This is a genomic window from Fluviicoccus keumensis (genome assembly GCF_004217445.1).
GTDB classification, from domain to species: domain Bacteria; phylum Pseudomonadota; class Gammaproteobacteria; order Pseudomonadales; family Moraxellaceae; genus Fluviicoccus; species Fluviicoccus keumensis.
On the sequence record NZ_SHKX01000013.1, the window covers coordinates 37693 to 55542 of the forward strand.

The following is a 17850-nucleotide window of genomic DNA, read 5'->3' on the forward strand; positions in this document are numbered from 1 at the left end:
ACGGGAGCCTGCCGTGTCCATCCATGTCGCCCTGAACCATGTCACGCATTATCGCTATGACCGCGCCATCAACGTCGGCCCGCAAGTGGTGCGCCTGCGCCCTGCGCCGCATTGCCGCACCCGCATTCTCTCCTACTCGCTGAAAGTCACGCCCGAAAAGCATTTCATCAACTGGCAGCAGGATCCGCAGTCCAACTATCTGGCGCGGCTGGTGTTTCCGGAAAAGACGGAAGAGCTGCGTATCGAGGTCGATCTGGTCGCCGAAATGTCGGTGATCAATCCCTTCGACTTCTTTCTGGAACCGCACGCTGAAAAGATTCCCTTCGATTACCGCGACCCGACGCTGCTGCACGAACTGGCGCCGTATCTGGTGACGCTGCCGCTGTCGCCCCTCTTCCGCGAATATCTGGCGAAAGTGCCGCGCGAGCCGAAGGCGACCGTCAATTTCCTGGTGGAACTGAACCAGCGCGTCTATCAGGATGTGAATTACCTGATCCGGCTGGAACCGGGGGTGCAATCGCCGGAGGAAACGCTGGAGAAGGGCTCGGGCTCCTGCCGCGATTCGGCCTGGCTGCTGGTGCAGTTGCTGCGGCATCTGGGGCTGGCGGCGCGCTTTGTCTCGGGCTACCTGATCCAGCTGACGCCGGATGTGAAGGCGCTGGACGGCCCGTCCGGTCCGTCCGCCGACTTTACTGACCTGCACGCCTGGTGCGAAGTCTACCTGCCCGGCGCGGGCTGGGTGGGGCTGGACCCGACCTCGGGCCTGTTTGCCGGCGAAGGCCATCTGCCGCTGGCATGCAGTCCGGAGCCATCTTCCGCCGCGCCGATCACCGGTCTGACCGACCAGTGCGAGGTGGAATTCCAGCACCACATGAAGGTGGAGCGCATCTGGGAAGCGCCGCGCGTCACCAAGCCTTATACCGAGGAACAATGGGCGGCGATCGAGGCGCTGGGTCACGAGATCGACCGTCACCTGCGCGAGCGCGATGTGCGCCTGACCATGGGCGGCGAGCCGACCTTCGTGGCCGTGGATGATCCCGACGGCGAGGAATGGAATACCGCCGCGCTCGGTCCAACCAAGCGCTACCGGGCGTTAGAGCTGTTCAAGCGCCTGCGTGACAAGTATGCGCCGCAAGGCCTCTGCCACTTTGGCCAGGGCAAGTGGTATCCCGGCGAGCAGCTGCCGCGCTGGTCGCTGAACTGCTTCTGGCGCAAGGACGGCGAGCCGGTGTGGCTGGACAACAGCCTCTACGCCGACGAGCGCAAGCACTATGGCGCGGACACGGCGCTGGCCGCCGAATTCCTGCACGGCCTGGCCGCCCGCCTTGGCCTGGACAGCCAGTATGTCTTTCCCGCTTATGAGGATGCGTTCTATTACCTGTGGAAGGAGCGCAAGCTGCCGGTGAACGTTGATCCGCTGGATTCGCGCCTGAGCGATCCGCTGGAGCGGGCGCGGATGGCGAAGGTCTTCAGCCAAGGTCTCGACAAGGTAATCGGCCATGTGTTGCCGCTGGCACGCAATCCGCGCAGCGCCGCCTGGCAGACCGGGCCGTGGTTCCTGCGCGGGGAACACTGTTTCCTGATTCCCGGCGACTCCCCGATCGGCTACCGCTTGCCGCTGGACGGCCAGCCCTGGGTCAGCGAGGCGGATTACCCCTATATCCATCAGCCCGATCCGGCGCAGCCCTTCGGCCGCCTGAAGCCGCATGCCGCCCTGCGTTATCAGTTGCAGCATAGCGTGCATCCCGGTGAAGTCTTGAAAACGTTGCCGGAGCAGAAAAAATCCGCCGCGCAGCTGACGCGAACCGCGCTGTGCGCCGAACCGCGCGACGGCAAGCTGTACCTGTTCATGCCGCCGCTGACGCAACTGGACGACTATCTGGAACTGGTGGCCGCGATCGAGGCGACCGCCGGGGCACTGGGCATGCCGGTGATCATGGAAGGCTACGAACCGCCCTCCGACCCGCGCCTGACCCATTTCCGCATTACCCCCGATCCGGGCGTCATCGAGGTCAATATCCACCCGTCAGCAGGCTGGGACGACCTGGTCGAGCGCACCACCCACCTCTACGAGGCCGCGCACCAGTGCCGCCTGACCACGGAGAAATTCATGGTCGACGGCCGCCATACCGGCACCGGCGGCGGCAACCATTTCGTGCTGGGCGGCGCGACGCCCGGCGACTCGCCGTTCCTGCGCCGTCCCGACCTGCTGCGCAGCCTGATCAGCTACTGGCACAACCATCCGTCGCTGTCCTACCTGTTCTCGGGGCTGTTCATCGGCCCGACCTCGCAGGCGCCGCGCGTGGACGAAGCCCGCAACGACTCGCTGTATGAACTGGAAATCGCCTTCAAGCAGTTCCCGCAACCCGGCTCCACTTGCCCGCCTTGGCTGGTGGACAGGCTGCTGCGCAACCTGCTGATCGACGTCACCGGCAACACCCATCGCGCCGAATTCTGCATCGACAAGCTGTATTCGCCGGATGGCCCGACCGGCCGCTTGGGCCTGCTGGAACTGCGCGCCTTCGAAATGCCGCCGCACGCGCGGATGAGCCTGGCGCAGCAACTGCTGCTGCGGGCGCTGCTGGCGCATTTCTGGGAAGAACCCTACGCCCCGGAACGCCTGACCCGCTGGGGCACCGAGCTGCACGACCGCTTCCTGCTGCCGCACTTCGTCAAGCAGGACTTTGCCGATGTCATCGGCGACTTGCAGGAAGCGGGCTATGCCTTCCATCCGGAATGGTTCGACGCCCATTTCGAATTCCGCTTCCCCAAATACGGTGATTTCGCGGTGAAAGGCATGGCGCTGGAAGTGCGGCATGCGCTGGAGCCGTGGCATGTGATGGGTGAGGAAGGCGCGCCCGGCGGCACGGTGCGCTTTGTCGATTCGTCGGTGGAACGGGTACAGGTGAAGGTGACCGGCATGGCGCCGGACCGCTACACGCTGCTCTGCAACGGTCGGCCGGTGCCGCTACAGCCGACGGGCACGGTCGGGGAGTTCGTCGGTGGCGTGCGTTACCGCGCCTGGCAGCCGCCGTCCTGTCTGCATCCGACCATCGGCGTCGACTCGCCGCTGACCTTTGATCTGGTCGACTCGTGGCAGAAGCGCTCGCTGGGTGGCTGCCAGTATCACGTGATGCATCCGGGCGGGCGCAATTACGACAGTTTCCCGGTCAACGCCTTCGAGGCGGAAAGCCGCCGGCTGGCGCGCTTCTTCCGGCTGGGCCACACGCCGGGCCGCCTGGACGTGCCGACCGCCGAACGCCCGGGGGATTTCCCCTTCGTGCTAGACTTGCGCGCCAACCGACTTTGAACGACGTCCTGATCCATCATGCCCGCGCCCTGGCCCGCCAGCGCGCGCGGCCGGGCGTCCCGGAAACCACGCGAGCCATGACCGACCTGTTTGCCGCCCTGCCCGACGAGCCCGACCGTTATCACGAGATCTTCACGGCCGAGGGCGAGGTGCATCCGCACTGGCGGGATTTCCACGCCCTGCTGGCGGCGATGACACCGGAGCAGATGCAGCACCGCACCGAACTGGTGGAGCGGCTGGTGCAGGAAAACGGCATTACCTACAACATTTACAGCACCGCCACCGACACCAGCCGTCCCTGGCGGCTGGGTTCGGTGCCGAACCTCATCCCGGCGGCGGAATGGCAGGAAATCGCGGCGGGCATCGCCCAGCGCGCCGACCTGCTGAACCGGGTGCTGGCCGATCTCTACGGCCCGCAAACGCTGCTGGCGGAAGGCCTGCTGCCGCCGGAACTGGTCTTCGGCCACAATAATTTCCTGTGGCCGTGCCGGGGCATGCAGCCGCCGGGCGGCCTGTTCCTGCATGTCTACGCCGCTGACCTGGCCCGCGGGCCGGACGGGCACTGGTCGGTCATGGCCGACCGCACCCAGGCGCCTTCCGGCATGGGCTATGCGCTGGAAAACCGGCAGATCGTCGCGCGCGCCTTCCCCGAGTTGTACAAGCAGTTGCAGGTGCAGTCGCTGACCGGCTTCTTCCAGGCGCTGCAACAGACGCTGGCCCGGCTGGCCCCGACGCGCGGCGAGCCGCCGCTGATCGTGCTGCTGACGCCCGGCCGCTACAACGAAACCTATTTCGAGCATGTCTACCTGGCACGCCAGCTGGCGATGCCGCTGGTGGAAGGCAGCGACCTGACCGTGCGCCAGTCGGTGGTCTACCTGAAGACGCTGAACGGGCTGAAGCGCGTCCACGCCATCCTGCGCCGTTTGGATGACGATTTTTGCGACCCGCTGGAACTGCGCAGCGACTCGGCCCTGGGCGTGCCCGGCCTGCTGGAAGCGGCGCGCGCCGGCACCGTGCTGATCGCCAACGCGCTGGGCTCCGGGGTACTGGAAACGCCCGGCCTGCACGGCTTCCTGCCGCGCATCGCCGAATTCCTGCTGGGCGAGGCGCTGGAAATGCCGTCGCTGGACACCTGGTGGTGCGGCGAGGCCCCGGCGCTGGAAGAAGCACTGGAGCGATTGCCGGAACTGGTGATCAAACCCACCTTCCCCTCGCAGCGCTTCGATCCGGTGTTCGGCAAGTCGCTGGACAAGGCGGGGCTGGCGGAGATGCGGCGGCGCATCGCCCGCCGCCCGTACGCCTATGTGGCGCAGGAACTGAAAAAGCTGTCGCTGGCACCAGTGTGGCAAAGCCGCGAGGGTCGTTTCACCGCCCGCTCGGCCGCAATGCGCGTCTACGCCGTCGCCACCGAAAAAGGCTGGCTGGTGATGCCCGGCGGCCTGACCCGCGTGGCGGGCAAGGAAGCGCAGGAAGTGGTGTCGATGCAGCGCGGCGGCATCAGCAAGGATACCTGGGTCTGCTTCAGCCCCAGCACCCGTCGCGAAACCCCGGCGGTGCGGCCGCTGGGCGTCAGCGACCTGCTGCGCCAGGACCCCTACCTGCCGTCGCGGGTGGCGGAAAACATGTTCTGGTTGGGCCGCTATGCCGAACGCTGCGACAACAATGCCCGGCTGCTGCGTTCGGCGCTGTCGCGGCTGGTGGAAGTGGCCGGCGACGACGACTCCGGGCTGGAAGTGGCGCTGGATACCTGCCGCTTTCTCGGCCTGCTGGAGGAAGACGACGATCCGGCGCTGAAGCTGACCGCGTCCCTGTGTGAAAGCGAAGGCGGCAGCCTGCGCGGCTCGCTGGGCTCGCTGATCTGGTGCGCCTCGCAGGTGCGCAGCCGCCTGTCGCATGAAAACTGGATCGCCATTGTCGACCTGGAACAGGAAGCCGACCGGCTACAGCCGGGGGTGATGGCGATCGGTGATTCGCTGGTCTTCCTCGACCGGCTGCTGATGTCGCTGTCGTCACTGGCCGGTTTCGCCATGGACGACATGACCCAGGACAACAGCTGGCGCTTCCTGATGATCGGGCGACGGCTGGAACGGCTGCAATTCCTGGCTTCGGCCATCGCCCGGCTGCTGGAAACCCCGGCGGCGACCGGCCGGACCGGTCTGGACTGGCTGCTGGAACTGGCCGACAGCACCATTACCTACCGCAGCCGCTATCTCTCGACCGCGCAGCTGATTCCGGTGCTGGACCTGATCCTGCTTGACCCGGCCAACCCGCACGCGCTGATCTACCAGCTGGACAAGCTGGTCAGCTCGCTGAGACAGGTGGGCGATGACGAGGATTACGGACTGGCCGCCATCCGCGACCAGCTGGCGACGCTGGACCTGGGCGTGCTGGAAAGCGAGATGCAGTACCCCGCCCGCCTGCCCAAGGCGCTGGCGATCCTGGCGCGCCTGTTGCGCGACATCGCCGCCGCCGGGCTTGGCCTTTCCGACCAGCTGACGCTGCGCTATTTCGCGCATGTCGACAGCATCAGCCAGCCGACGGTATCGACCTGACATGCCCGCCTACCACGTGATCCACGAAACCGAATACCGCTACCGCTGGCCGGTGTCGCTGTCGCAGCAGTTGCTGCACCTGCAGCCGCGCGACATGCCCTGGCAGCGTGTCCATGCCCGCTCGCTCACCGTCGAACCGCAGCCGGTGCAGATGCAACCGGGGACGGACAGTTTCGGCAATCCCTGTACGCGGCTGGAAATCAACCAGCCGCACACCGTGCTGCGCGTCAGCGCCGCGATGCATCTGGAAGTGCTGCCGCGCCCGCGACTCCTCGCCTTCGAGGATTCCCCGGCCTGGGAGTCCGTGGTGGAGTCCTGCCGCTACCACAGCGGCCCGGTGGACGATGAGCAGCTGGAGGCGCTGCGCTACCGGCAGGAGTCGCCGTACATCCGCATCAAGCATGTCTTCGCCGACTACGCCCGGAAAAGCTTCACCCCCGGGCGGCCGCTGCTGGAAGCCGTGGATGCGCTGATGTCGCGCATCCACGCGGAATTCACCTTCGACCCCGAAGCCACCCACGTCGCCACGCCGCTGACGGAAGTGCTGGAACGCAAGCGCGGCGTCTGCCAGGACTTCGCGCACCTGATGCTGGCCTGCCTGCGCGCGCTGGGCATTCCCGCCCGTTACATCAGCGGCTACCTGCTGACGCAGCCGCCGCCCGGCCAGCCGCGCCTGATTGGCGCCGACGCCTCGCATGCCTGGATATCGGTGTGGTGTCCGCAGGCGGGCTGGACCGACTTCGACCCCACCAACAACGTTGTCCCCGGCGTGGAGCACATTACGCTGGCCTGGGGCCGCGACTTCAGCGACGTGTCGCCGTTGCGCGGCGTCATCCTGGGCGGCGGCGACCATGACCTGGAAGTGCGGGTGACGGTGATGCCGGAAGACGAATAAGACCGCGCCCTGTCCCGCCGCCAGGGGGCTGCGGCAAGCGGACAATTGCATTCCGGTCGGCGTCACCCTAGCATGGCGCAACCCCACCCGGCCAAGGACTTCCCCCATGAAGAAACTGTCCCTCGGACTGACCCTGATCGCCCTCACCGGCTGTTCCGTCTTCCAGTCACCCGCCGTCGATCCCATTACCCAGGTCTCGCGCCTGGAGCCCGGTATGAGCAAGGAAACCGTGCGCCGCATGCTGGGCGAACCGGCCAAAGCCGAGTTCAACAGCCGCGCCGACGCCTGGCACTATTGCCGCAGCAGCAAGACCGCCCATGAATTCGCCGTGGTCATGTTCTACGACGGCAAAGTCGCCTCCGCCCGCCAGTTCAGTGTCAAACTGGACGACGGCGCGGCCGCCGAACACTGCGAACAGGCGATCAAGCCGGTGCTGTTCCCGCCCGCGCGCTAAATCCCGCAACAGAGCCGGGGCGGTTCCGGCGCTCACTTCATGAATTTAGTGAACAGCAGCGTCATCACCGAGTCCGGCATCAGGCTCATCAGCCCCTTCACCGGCTTCCACGGCAGCGCCGGGACAATGGCGTTGGCCTTCTTCGCCGCAATCGCCGCCAGCATCTGCTTCGCCGCCGCGTCCGCCTCGATCACAAAGGGGTATTTCTCCATGCCCGGAGCGATATCGGTCTTGATGAAACCGGGGTGGATCACCGTCACATCAATCTTCTTCTTGGCCAGTTCCAAGCGCATGGCGTTCATGTAGTTGGTCAGCGCCGCCTTGCTGGCGGAATAGGCCGCGCTGCCGGGAATGGGGAAGAAGGCCGACACCGAGGAAATGCCGACCAGATGGCCGAACCCTTGTGCATTGAAAATGCGCGTCGCGGCGTCCAGTGTCGCCACCGCACCGATCAGGTTGGTCTGGAATACCGCCTTGTCGGTGCTGATGTCGCCGCTGCCGCTGCGGCGCACGCCGGTGATGCCGGCATTGGCCACGACAATGTCCACCGGCCCCAGGTCCTGCGCCAGCACCCCGAGGGCCGCGGCCACGGTATCGTCACGCTGCACATCCAGCGCGGTCACCACGACTTTGATGTGATGGGCATCCTCCAGCTCGCGGGCCAGGGCCTCCAGCCGCTCGGTGCGGCGGGCGGCCAGGCCGAGATTGTGGCCCTCGGCCGCGAAGGCGCGCGCCAGCGCCTCGCCGATGCCGCTCGATGCGCCGGTAATGATGACGTTCTTGCCCACGATGACTCTCCGGTCCGGTCAGAAAAAGTGCGTCCGATTCTGCCACAGCACCGGCGAAAAAAAACGGGATTGCAAGGCGCAACCCCGTCTCAACCGGGAATTCAAAACTCCCACTCTGGCTCCAACGGTTTCCCTGTCACTGCTTGACCCGCTTCACTTCATCCCTGTTTCCATCCGTGTGCGGTTGCCGTTGGTCCTGCAAGCGTTACACTAGCGGCCCCAGATAACCGGTTCGTGACAGTTTCCTGTCCGTTTGATGAAAGAGAGCCCCATGCTGACCGCCTTCCTGACCCGCCTGCGCGCCGGTGAGACCGATTTTGAAGACACGATCGCCCTGATCAACGCCCTGTACGAATACCGCCCCACCCGTTTCAGCAACGGCCTGACCGACACCCTGGTCAGCGAAGCCGGACAGAACGAAGGCTCCTGCCGCATTTTCGCCTTCGGGCAACTGAACGGACTGAGCGCCGAGGACACGCTGCGCTGTTTCGGCCGCCATTACCGCGACGTGCTGGCCGATCCCGACGGCAGCTCGCATGGCAACATCCGCCGTTTCATGCGCGACGGCTGGGCCGGTATCGCCTTCGACGGCCCCGTGCTGTCTCCCAAAGCCTGACTCCCGGAATACCGCCATGACCGAACCTGTACGCCTGTCGAAAAAGCTGGCCGAACAACTGCCCTGCTCCCGCCGCGAGGCGGAACTCTACATTGAGGGAGGCTGGGTGCTGGTGGACGGCGAGGTCGTGGACGAGCCGCACTTCCGGGTGCAGCACCAGACCGTCAGCCTGAAGCCCGGCGCGCAGGCCAAGCCGCTGCCGCCGGTCACGCTGCTGCTGAACAAACCCGCCGGCTATCGCAGCGGTGAGGGCGACAACCCGGCGCTGGCGCTGATCACGCCCGAATCGCTGGCGGCCGAGGATCGTTCCGGCCTGACGCTGCTGAAACGGCACTTCGCCCGCCTGACACCCGGCCTGCCGCTGGAAACCGACGCCGAAGGTCTGATGGTCTACACCCAGGACTGGCAGGTGGTGCGGCTGATGACCGAGGATGCCGCCACGCTGGAACAGGAATACACCGTGGCGTTCGAGGGCGAACTGACGCCGGAAGGCCTGAAGTTGCTGAACCACGGACTGGTGTTTGACGGCTGGCCCCTGCCCGCCGCCAAGGTCAGCCGCGCCAGCGATACCCGCTTGCGTTTCGCGCTCAAGGACAGCCAGCCCGGCCAGATCGCCTGGATGTGCGAGCAGGTGGGGCTGGAAGTGACGGCGATGAAACGGCTGCGCATCGGCCGCCTGTCGCTGGGCGGACTGCCGACCGGGCAATGGCGTTACCTGCTGGGCTACGAACGCTTCTGACGGCTGTCGCCCGCTCAAACGGTTTCGGGCGGCGAAGGCAACCGCATGTCCGTTTGACCACTACCCACCCGTGGCGGTTGCTCGTATAGTCGGGGCCTTCCTGTCCCGATTCCGAGAACCGTTCCATGACCGGCAAACTCTTTTCCCCGATTTCCGTCGGCCCGCTGTCCCTGCCCAACCGCATCTTCATGGCGCCGCTGACGCGCATGCGCAGCCGTGAGCCCGGTGATGTGCCGGTGCTGCCGCTGATGGCCGAATACTATCGCCAGCGCGCCAATGCGGGGCTGATCATCAGCGAGGCTACGCAAGTGTCGCCGCAGGGCAAGGGCTACATGGGCACGCCGGGCATCCACAGCGCCGAACAGGTTGAGGCCTGGCGGGACATCACCCGCGCCGTGCACGATGAGGGCGGCCATATCGCCATCCAGTTGTGGCATGTCGGCCGGGTTTCGCACCACTCGCTGCAACCGGACCGGCAATTGCCGGTGTCCGCTTCGGCCATCCCCTACGAAAACAAGACCACCATCCGTGGCGAGGACAGCAAGCCGCAGCGCGTCGCCTGCGACACGCCCCGCGCGCTGCGCACAGATGAAATTCCCGGCCTGATCGAAACCTACCGCCAGGCCACGATTAACGCCCGCGAGGCCGGTTTCGACCTGGTGGAAGTGCACGCCGCCCACGGCTATCTGCTGCACCAGTTCCAGTCCGCCGTCAGCAACCACCGCGACGACGCCTACGGCGGCTGCCTGGAAAACCGCGCCCGCCTGACGCTGGAAGTGGTCGACGCCTGCATCGCCGCCTGGGATGCCGCCCACGTCGGCATCCGCATCTCGCCGCTGGGCACCTTCAACGGGCTGGATGACTCGGCCGGTCTGGAAATGGGCCTGTATCTGGCCGAACAACTGGCCAAGCGCAACATTGCCTACCTGCACCTGTCCGAACCGGACTGGGCGGGCGGCCCGGCGCACTCCGACGAGTTCCGCCAGGCGCTGCGCGACCGCTTCCCCGGCGTCATCATCGGCGCGGGCAACTACACGGTGGAAAAGGCGGAGGCCTTGCTGGCCAAGGGCTACATCGATGCCGCCGCCTTCGGTCGCCCCTATATCAGCAATCCCGACCTGGCCGAGCGTTTCCGCACCGGTGCGGCGCTGGCGATGCTGAATCCGGCCACGCTCTATGGCGGCGGCGAGGAAGGTTACACCGACTACCCGGCGCTGGCCTGATTCCCCGGAATCGACCAAGCGCCCCGGACGAGGGACAGGCTGTCTTGCCTTCACAAGACAGCCTGCTTAGGATGAGCCACAATAACCCCTATAATTACAAGGCTATTCTCATGGTCAGAAATCTACGAAAAGCCGCAGCGCTGCTGCCGGCGCTGTTGCTGCTGAATGCCTCCCCAGCCTTCGCCGACAAGGATCTGGATGAACTTCGCGGTCCCGGCCTGGGTAGCGAATGGCGGTTGATCAAGAATGACACCCGCAAGAACATCAAGGCCTGGGACAAGCGTGACGACGACAAGAAATACCGCTCGTTCAAGCTGGATCTGATCATCGACGCGCCGCTGGAAGCGGTTGCCCGCGCCTATACCGATATCGACTACTACCCGCGCTGGTTCTGGGAAGTACAGGAAAGCCGCGTCCTGAAAAAGGTGTCGGATACTGAATTTTACTATTACGTGGTGCACCGCGCCCCGGTCGGGCTGCCGCCGCGCGACGCCATCATCCACGCCAAAATCGAACCGTGGACGAAGGCCAAGGGCTATGCCCTGTTCATTCTGGAAGCGAAGCCCGCTTACCTGCCGCCGCGCGACGGTCATGTGCGCATGAACGCCGAAGACATGGTCATCAAATGGACGCCACAGCCGGACGGCACGACCCGCGAAGAAGTGGAAGGCTACATCGATCCGGGCGGAAGCGTCCCGGTGTGGGCCATCAATGCCGTACAGCGCCAGGCGCCTTACTACACGGTCATGGGCCTGCAACGGGTGGTGCAGACCGAACGCTTCAAGAATCCCAAGGACCCGATGCCCTTCAAGGTTCGAGAATAAGTCCGAAAGCCCGCTCCGGCGGGCTTTTTCTTGGCCGCGTCACGGAAGCCCCGAGTGATTGCCGCCTCCCTGAGGCGGGCATACAATCAAACAAATAACAACCACGCTCGCCCCAGGAGGGGAACAGCCATGAATATCCGCCTTGCCCCGGCACTGATCCTTGCCCTGCTTGCCGCCCCGGTTCTCGCCGATGAACAGTGGGAAGTCACCACCTCCTTCGAAATGACCGGCATGCCCTTCCAGATGCCGCCCACCACAAACAAGGTCTGCGTGCCGCCGGGCGAGCAGTCGAAGCAGAAAATGGTGCCCGCCGACAAGAACTGCAAGGTCAGCAACTTCAAGACCAGCGGCAACACCAGCAGCTTCCACATGGAATGCAGCGGCGAGCACGCCATGTCCGGCGACGGCCAGATCACCTGGAGCGGCAACAGCTATCAGGGCAAGTTCAACGCCCAAACCAAAATGAACGGCCAGACCACCGCCATGAAACTGGCCTATAACGGTCGCAAGACCGGTCCCTGCACCGGCGACAGCGTCAATGTCCGCGCCATCCAGGCACAGGCGCAAACCGCACAGGCCAACCAGGCCGCCTACACCAACCAGATGTGCCAGCAGATGGTGGAAAACCTGGCCTATCAGGGCAGCGAATACATGGGCCAGACCTGCCCCAACCTGAAAACGAATATCTGCAAGTCGCTGGCGCAGCGCGCGGATGATCCGGTCGCCTTCATGACCCTGCAGCAGGAAGGCCAGCTGGAAGGCGTGGCCGGGTATTGCGGCCAGGATACCGCCGCCATGCAGCAGAAGGCCTGCGCCGCCGCCAAAACCAAGAAGCGCTGGGACGCCGCCAACGCCCTCTGCGGTGAAGATGCTGAACTGGCTGCTGTCGCCCAAAAAGAATGCGGCGGGCTGAATTTCACCGCCATGCTGTCGGAAGACCCCCGCCGCAGCCTGCGTGACCTGTGCAGCCGCTACATGCCGAAGCGCCCGTCAGCCTCTTCCGGCGGAACCCTCGACAAGGGGATGAAAGCGGTGGAGGGCTTGAACAAACTGCGGGGCATGTTCGGTCATTGATCACCGCCGCCCCCCGGCAGCCGGCAGCATGGCTTTGGCTGATGCCTCTTGCCGCGCTGCTGCTGTGGCTGCCCGCCTTGAGCGGCCCCTTCCAGTTTGATGATTACAACGTCATTGTCGACCAACCGGCCGTACACAGCCTGGACGCCTGGCGGCGATCGCTGCCGGGTATCCGTCCGCTGCTGAAGCTCAGCTACAGCCTGAACTGGGTGATGTCTCCGGCGGCCTTCGGCTTCCATCTGGCCAATCTGCTGATCCATGCCCTGAACGGCCTGTTGCTTTATGCCTGGCTGGGGCGAACCGGCCGGTTCGCCCCCCCGCTGAGCCTGATCATCACACTGTTGTGGTTCCTGCATCCGGCGCAAACCGAGGCCGTCACCTACATTGCCGGACGTTCGGTATCGCTGTCCGCCACCGCCCTGTTGGCGGGGCTGGTGCTGCTGACGGGCCATCATCCGCATCGCGCCGCGCTGGCGGCGGTCTGCACGCTGGCAGGCCTGGCGGTGCGCGAAACCGCTTGGATTTTCCCTGCCACCTTTGCTCTGACGCTGTGGCTGCAGGGGCATGAACGACGCGACATCGCCCGACTACTGACGCCGACGCTGATCGTGGTTGGGCTGGCGGCCATCGTCTTCGTCAGCGAACCGCACTTCCGGCGGCTGATCGACGTCAGCCTGGCTACCCGTACGCCCGGTGAACAATGGCTCGCCCAGATCGAGGCCTGGCGCTATTTTGTCACCGGCCCGCTGCGGCTGACGCCCAATATCGACCCCGACCTGCCCGTACCGGTGACGGCCACAGCGGCGCACCTGTGGTGGGGCGCCGGTTGGCTGCTCAGCGCCGGTCTCGCCGTCTGGGGTACGCTGGCGCGGCGGTCGTGGGCGGCGGGCGGCGTGCTGTGGTTTTTGCTGCTGCTGGTTCCCACCAACAGCCTGATGCCCCGACTGGACGTGGCCAGCGACCGCCACCTGTATCCGGCGCTGATCGGTCTGGCTTGGTCTGCCGCCGTCCTGCTTCAACCATGGCGCGGCGGGCGGGTCCTGCTGTGGCTGATGCTGCCGCTGCTGGCCGTCGCGCTGCTGATCCGCAACGAGGACTACCGCAGCGCCACCGCCCTGTGGGCGCGTACCGCCGAGCAGTCGCCGAGCAAAAGCCGGGTATGGAATAATCTGGGTATCGCCTGTCAGCGTGAAGGCCGTCCCGACTGCGCCCGCGCCGCCTTCACCGAAGCCTGGCGACTGGATCCCGGCAACCGCAAGGCGGGGGCGAATCTGTATTTTCTGGAGCGTCCGGTCGCACCGCCCTGAGTGGCGATGGCGTAAAAGGACAAGTCCGGCCAGTATCCCCGGACTACACTGGTTTCAACACCCGAAAAACAACAAGAGATCCGCATGACGTCCGACCTGATCGCCACCATCACCGGCTGGTACCACGAGCCGATGTTCTGGCTGTACCCGATGGCGACGCTGGCCATCAGTCTCGGCACCTTCCTGCTGTTCGCCCTCCCCTATACGCTATTGGCGTGGATCGACCCACCGTCGCTGGCCAAGTACAAGGTGCAGGACAAACCCTTCGACGTCCGGAAATGGCTGGGTCCCACCCTGGGCCGCCTGCTGTTCAACAATGCCGCCATGGCGGTGATCCTGGTGCTGAGCTGGCCGTGGATGCGCCTGACGCCGATCCATCTGGGCGAATTGCCCGCGTGGTACATCATCCTCGCGCAACTGTTGTTCTTCATCTTCCTGGACGACTTCCTGTACTACTGGGTGCATCGCGCCATGCACAAGGGCTGGTTGCTGAAGCACGTGCACAGCGTCCATCACCGCATCCGCCAGACCAGCGCCATCAATGGCAACTACTTCCACCTGCTGGAATTCATCATCATCAGCACCCTGGCGCTGGTGGGGCCGTGGCTGGTGGGCGCGCACCTCTACGTGCTTTGGATCTGGATCGTCATCCGCCAGTTCGAGGCGGCCGACGGGCATTGCGGCTACGTTTTTCCGTGGAATCCCGGCCACATTTTCCCGCTGTACCAAGGCGCGGGCTATCACGACTTCCACCACTCGCAGTATCAGGGCAATTACGCGGGTTTCCTGCCCTACCTGGACCGCTTCTGGGGCACCTATGCCCGCGGTTATGAAGCCTGGCGCGACGCCCGCAAGCCCGCCGTTCCCGCCGACCGCCCATGAAAAACGGGCCGTGAAGGCCCGTTTTTCATGGTGCGTGAAGCACGGCTTACCAGAACTTCCACCACCATTTCTTCTTGGTCATGGTCTGTTCCACTTCCTTGTTCCAGGTCTGGTATTGCTGCAGGTTCTGCGACTTGGCGAAGAATTGGCCGAAGCGCTTGTCGCTTTCGTTGATGTGGTGAATCAGCCAGTTTTTCAGGAAATGCAGCAACTCGAACGTGATCGTCACATTTTCATAATCCAGCTTGTGCTGCAGGTCATGAATCTGCTTGATCAGGTCTTCGTGCTGCTGCTTGTGGATTTCCAGGCCGGGATAGTGCAGCACCCGCATCAGGCTTTCTTCCAGCAGGAAGTGGGTGCGGGTGTAGTCGGCCAGCTGGTCAAGGATCACGCGCGAGGCGGCCTTGCCGCGATGCTCGCGGATGGCGTGATGCAGTTGGTTGAGCAGATCCACCAGAACCTTGTGCTGTTCGTCGACTTCCTGGATGTTGACGTTGAAATCGTCAGACCAATGGAACAGGTCTTCAGCCGTTGCGGTGCTCATGACGGGCCTCATAGGCGTATAAAGATTGTGGGATATCTAAATCCACATCATGAGTAATGTCAATTCGCAGCCGGGAATTTGTGAACCAGTCGACATCGAATGGACAGAATACCAGCTACCCGTGCTGTCGGCGGAACAGCGGGATCGGCGACTGCGCAAACGTCCGCTTCACCCTCACCAGACCGTTTTCAAACTCCAGGATATCCGCGCCGTACCAGGCCGGGGTGCGGCCCAGCGCCACACGCATGGCCCGGCTGCGCAGCTTGCTGAACAGATCGGCACCCGTTTCATCAAAATAATGCTGGCACCACCAGGTCACCACGGCCGTTTGCTGCGCTTCATCCACAATCAGTTTGTCACCGATAAATTCGATGCGGCCCCAGGCCCGGCGGAACTGTGGCTCCAGCTCCTGCCAAATCGCGGGCTTGCCGCGGCAGATTTTGCCGTCAAAGGTGTGGTACTCCGCGTCGTCGGCAAACATGGCCATCGCGGCGTCAAGATCTTCATGGGAAAAGGCGTCCACAAAACGGCGGACAGTATCGTGCAAGCTCATGGCGGGCTCCGGAACAGTCATTGACGGCTAATGTCGCCGTCCCGGCACGGGATTACCAGTGGAGTTCTGTCAGCCGACCCGCACCTCCACCGGCAGTTCGCGGATACGGGCGTCCAGCCGGGCATCGGCCAGCAGCGGCCACCACTCGTACAGCAGGATTTCCAGCGGCTTCCACATCGCCACCCAGCCGACAATCAGCAGGCCTTCGCTGAGGGTCTTGGTGCTGACGCCTTCATCCGGCAGCAGCAGGCGGAAGACGTTGCAGACCGCCAGGAACACCAGCCCCACCAGCAGGCTGCTGCGGCCCAGACGCAGCTTCTGCCGCACCCCGAACCGGGCTGCGCGTTCGCGGTAGCTGAAATAGTTGCGGATCGACTGATGGATCATGCCTTCCAGCCCTTCCTCGTGCGGGCCGGGAAAGTACACCACCAGCTTGACATGCGAATGGTCGTGCAGCTCGCGCACGGCGGACATGATGTAGGAGGCCGCGTCCGGATCCAGATCACGTTCGCGGAACGGCGACGGGTCCATCGAATTGAACAGCTGGTTGGTCTCGCTGAGCTTGATCTCGATCAGCGTCCACTCGCCTTCGCGGCGGTAGATACCGGACAACTGGTGCTTGGTCATCGCGCCGCTTCCGCCCTGAATGCATGAAAAAAGGCGCACCGGAGTGCGCCTTTTCTTTTACCACATTCCGCCCGCCGATCAGGCCGGGTAGACCGGGAATTGCTGGCAAATGGTGTGCACCTGCTTGGCCACGCGCTCGATGACAGCTTCATCGGTGTGGGCGTCGAGGATGTCGCACATCCAGTGCGCCAGCTGCGCCACTTCCGCCTCGCCGAAGCCGCGGGTGGTGACGGCCGGGGTGCCGATACGGATGCCGGAGGTAACGAACGGCGAACGCGGGTCGTTGGGCACGGCGTTCTTGTTGACGGTGATGCCGGCCTTGCCCAGCGCAGCGTCCGCGTCCTTGCCGGTGATTTCACGACCGATCAGCGACACCAGAAACAGGTGGTTGTCGGTACCTTCGGAGACCACGTCATAGCCGCGGTTCATGAACACGGCGGCCATGGTGCGGGCGTTGGTGACGACCTGCTTCTGGTATTCCTTGAAGCCGGGCTGCATGGCTTCGAGGAAGCAGACAGCCTTGGCGGCGATGACGTGCATCAGCGGGCCGCCCTGGTTGCCGGGGAACACGGCGGAATTCAGCTTCTTCTCGATCTCCTCGTTCTTGCGCGCCAGGATCAGGCCGGAACGGGGACCGCGCAGGGTCTTGTGAGTGGTGGTGGTGGTGACGTCGGCAATCTGCACCGGGTTGGGGTAGACACCGGCGGCAACCAGACCGGCCACGTGCGCCATGTCGACCATCAGGTACGCGCCCACCTTGTCGGCGATTTCGCGGAAACGGTTCCAGTCCAGCACGCGGGAATAGGCGGAGAAACCGGCGATGATCATCTTCGGCTTGTTCTCGACGGCCAGGCGCTCGACTTCGTCATAGTCGACTTCGCCGGTGACCGGGTTCAGGCCGTACTGGATGGCGTTGTAGGTCTTGCCGGAGAAGTTGACCTTGGCGCCGTGGGTCAGGTGGCCGCCGTGGGCCAGGCTCATGCCCAGCACGGTGTCGCCGGCGTTCAGCAGCGCCAGGAACACGGCGCCGTTGGCTTGTGAGCCGGAGTGCGGCTGCACGTTGGCGTAGTCGGCGCCGAACAGCTCCTTGGCGCGCTCGATGGCCAGCGTTTCCACCACATCCGCGAATTCGCAACCGCCGTAGTAGCGCTTGCCGGGATAGCCTTCCGCATACTTGTTGGTCAGCTTCGAACCCTGCGCCGCCATCACCATCGGCGAGCAGTAGTTTTCAGAGGCGATCAACTCGATGTGCGCTTCCTGGCGGGCGTCTTCGTTGGCGATGGCCTGGGCAAGCTGCGGATCGAACTGCGAAAGGGGAGTATTACTGAACATGAAGGCTCTCACGACGGGGGCTGGCGGACAGAAGGCGCACATTTTACCATGATGAAACGTATCTGCGAGCGCGTTTTCACCCCCGCCCGCGACATCTCGCGCCAATCCGGAAAAAGCCGTCACATCGGGC

General features: G+C 64.4%; 16 protein-coding genes. 11 read left to right on the plus strand and 5 right to left on the minus strand.

Going from position 1 to position 17850, the window contains the following annotated elements; translation table 11 throughout:
• Window positions 1-13: 13 nt before the first annotated feature.
• From EV700_RS11080 to bamE, 4 genes are all read left to right on the plus strand, one after another.
• Window positions 14-3310 (plus strand): transglutaminase family protein, encoded by a 3297-nt coding sequence (locus EV700_RS11080; protein WP_130413745.1) that lies wholly within the window; start codon window positions 14-16, stop codon window positions 3308-3310.
• Complete coding sequence (locus tag EV700_RS11085) at window positions 3307-5862, plus strand: circularly permuted type 2 ATP-grasp protein (RefSeq protein ID WP_242610248.1); 2556 nt, start codon at window positions 3307-3309, stop codon at window positions 5860-5862. The genes EV700_RS11080 and EV700_RS11085 overlap by 4 nt, the downstream gene beginning before the upstream one ends.
• Window position 5863: 1 nt before the next feature.
• Window positions 5864-6757, plus strand: a complete 894-nt coding sequence (locus EV700_RS11090; protein ID WP_130413747.1) for a transglutaminase family protein — start codon at window positions 5864-5866, stop codon at window positions 6755-6757.
• Window positions 6758-6863: 106 nt separating this feature from the next.
• Window positions 6864-7211, plus strand: coding sequence for an outer membrane protein assembly factor BamE domain-containing protein (gene bamE, locus EV700_RS11095; protein ID WP_130413749.1), 348 nt, complete (start codon window positions 6864-6866; stop codon window positions 7209-7211).
• A 32-nt stretch (window positions 7212-7243) separates the two neighbouring features.
• Here bamE and EV700_RS11100 read toward each other — a convergent pair whose 3' ends face one another.
• Window positions 7244-7999 carry an SDR family oxidoreductase gene (locus EV700_RS11100; protein ID WP_130413751.1) on the minus strand — a complete coding sequence of 252 codons (756 nt, stop codon included), beginning with the start codon at window positions 7997-7999 and terminating at the stop codon, window positions 7244-7246.
• Window positions 8000-8270: 271 nt separating this feature from the next.
• Between EV700_RS11100 and EV700_RS11105 the strand changes: the two genes are divergently transcribed.
• The 7 genes from EV700_RS11105 to EV700_RS11135 all read left to right on the plus strand — a co-directional run bounded on the left by EV700_RS11105 (window position 8271) and on the right by EV700_RS11135 (window position 14664).
• Window positions 8271-8615 (plus strand): HopJ type III effector protein, encoded by a 345-nt coding sequence (locus EV700_RS11105; RefSeq protein WP_207224649.1) that lies wholly within the window; start codon window positions 8271-8273, stop codon window positions 8613-8615.
• A 16-nt stretch (window positions 8616-8631) separates the two neighbouring features.
• The gene (locus EV700_RS11110) at window positions 8632-9354 is read left to right on the plus strand and encodes an rRNA pseudouridine synthase (protein ID WP_130413755.1); all 723 of its coding nucleotides are present in this window, start codon (window positions 8632-8634) and stop codon (window positions 9352-9354) included.
• Between the two features lie 125 nt (window positions 9355-9479).
• Window positions 9480-10577, plus strand: coding sequence for an N-ethylmaleimide reductase (gene nemA, locus EV700_RS11115; RefSeq protein WP_130413757.1), 1098 nt, complete (start codon window positions 9480-9482; stop codon window positions 10575-10577).
• Between the two features lie 110 nt (window positions 10578-10687).
• Window positions 10688-11401 carry an SRPBCC family protein gene (locus EV700_RS11120; RefSeq protein WP_130413759.1) on the plus strand — a complete coding sequence of 238 codons (714 nt, stop codon included), beginning with the start codon at window positions 10688-10690 and terminating at the stop codon, window positions 11399-11401.
• Window positions 11402-11530: 129 nt separating this feature from the next.
• Window positions 11531-12475 carry a DUF3617 domain-containing protein gene (locus tag EV700_RS11125; RefSeq protein WP_130413760.1) on the plus strand — a complete coding sequence of 315 codons (945 nt, stop codon included), beginning with the start codon at window positions 11531-11533 and terminating at the stop codon, window positions 12473-12475.
• A 41-nt stretch (window positions 12476-12516) separates the two neighbouring features.
• On the plus strand, window positions 12517-13782 hold the full coding sequence (locus EV700_RS11130) for a tetratricopeptide repeat protein (protein WP_130413762.1): 1266 nt from the start codon (window positions 12517-12519) through the stop codon (window positions 13780-13782).
• 84 nt (window positions 13783-13866) lie between these two features.
• Window positions 13867-14664 (plus strand): sterol desaturase family protein, encoded by a 798-nt coding sequence (locus tag EV700_RS11135; RefSeq protein ID WP_130413764.1) that lies wholly within the window; start codon window positions 13867-13869, stop codon window positions 14662-14664.
• Between the two features lie 46 nt (window positions 14665-14710).
• Here EV700_RS11135 and EV700_RS11140 read toward each other — a convergent pair whose 3' ends face one another.
• From EV700_RS11140 to glyA, 4 genes are all read right to left on the minus strand, one after another.
• Window positions 14711-15208: a bacteriohemerythrin gene (locus EV700_RS11140; protein ID WP_130413766.1), complete on the minus strand. Its 498-nt coding sequence runs from the start codon at window positions 15206-15208 to the stop codon at window positions 14711-14713.
• A gap of 115 nt (window positions 15209-15323) precedes the next feature.
• Window positions 15324-15761, minus strand: coding sequence for a nuclear transport factor 2 family protein (locus EV700_RS11145; RefSeq protein WP_165391438.1), 438 nt, complete (start codon window positions 15759-15761; stop codon window positions 15324-15326).
• A 69-nt stretch (window positions 15762-15830) separates the two neighbouring features.
• Window positions 15831-16388 carry a hypothetical protein gene (locus EV700_RS11150; protein ID WP_130413770.1) on the minus strand — a complete coding sequence of 186 codons (558 nt, stop codon included), beginning with the start codon at window positions 16386-16388 and terminating at the stop codon, window positions 15831-15833.
• Window positions 16389-16466: 78 nt separating this feature from the next.
• A complete protein-coding gene (glyA, locus tag EV700_RS11155; RefSeq protein ID WP_130413772.1) occupies window positions 16467-17720 on the minus strand; it encodes a serine hydroxymethyltransferase in 1254 nt (417 codons plus the stop codon).
• Window positions 17721-17850 lie beyond the last annotated feature (130 nt).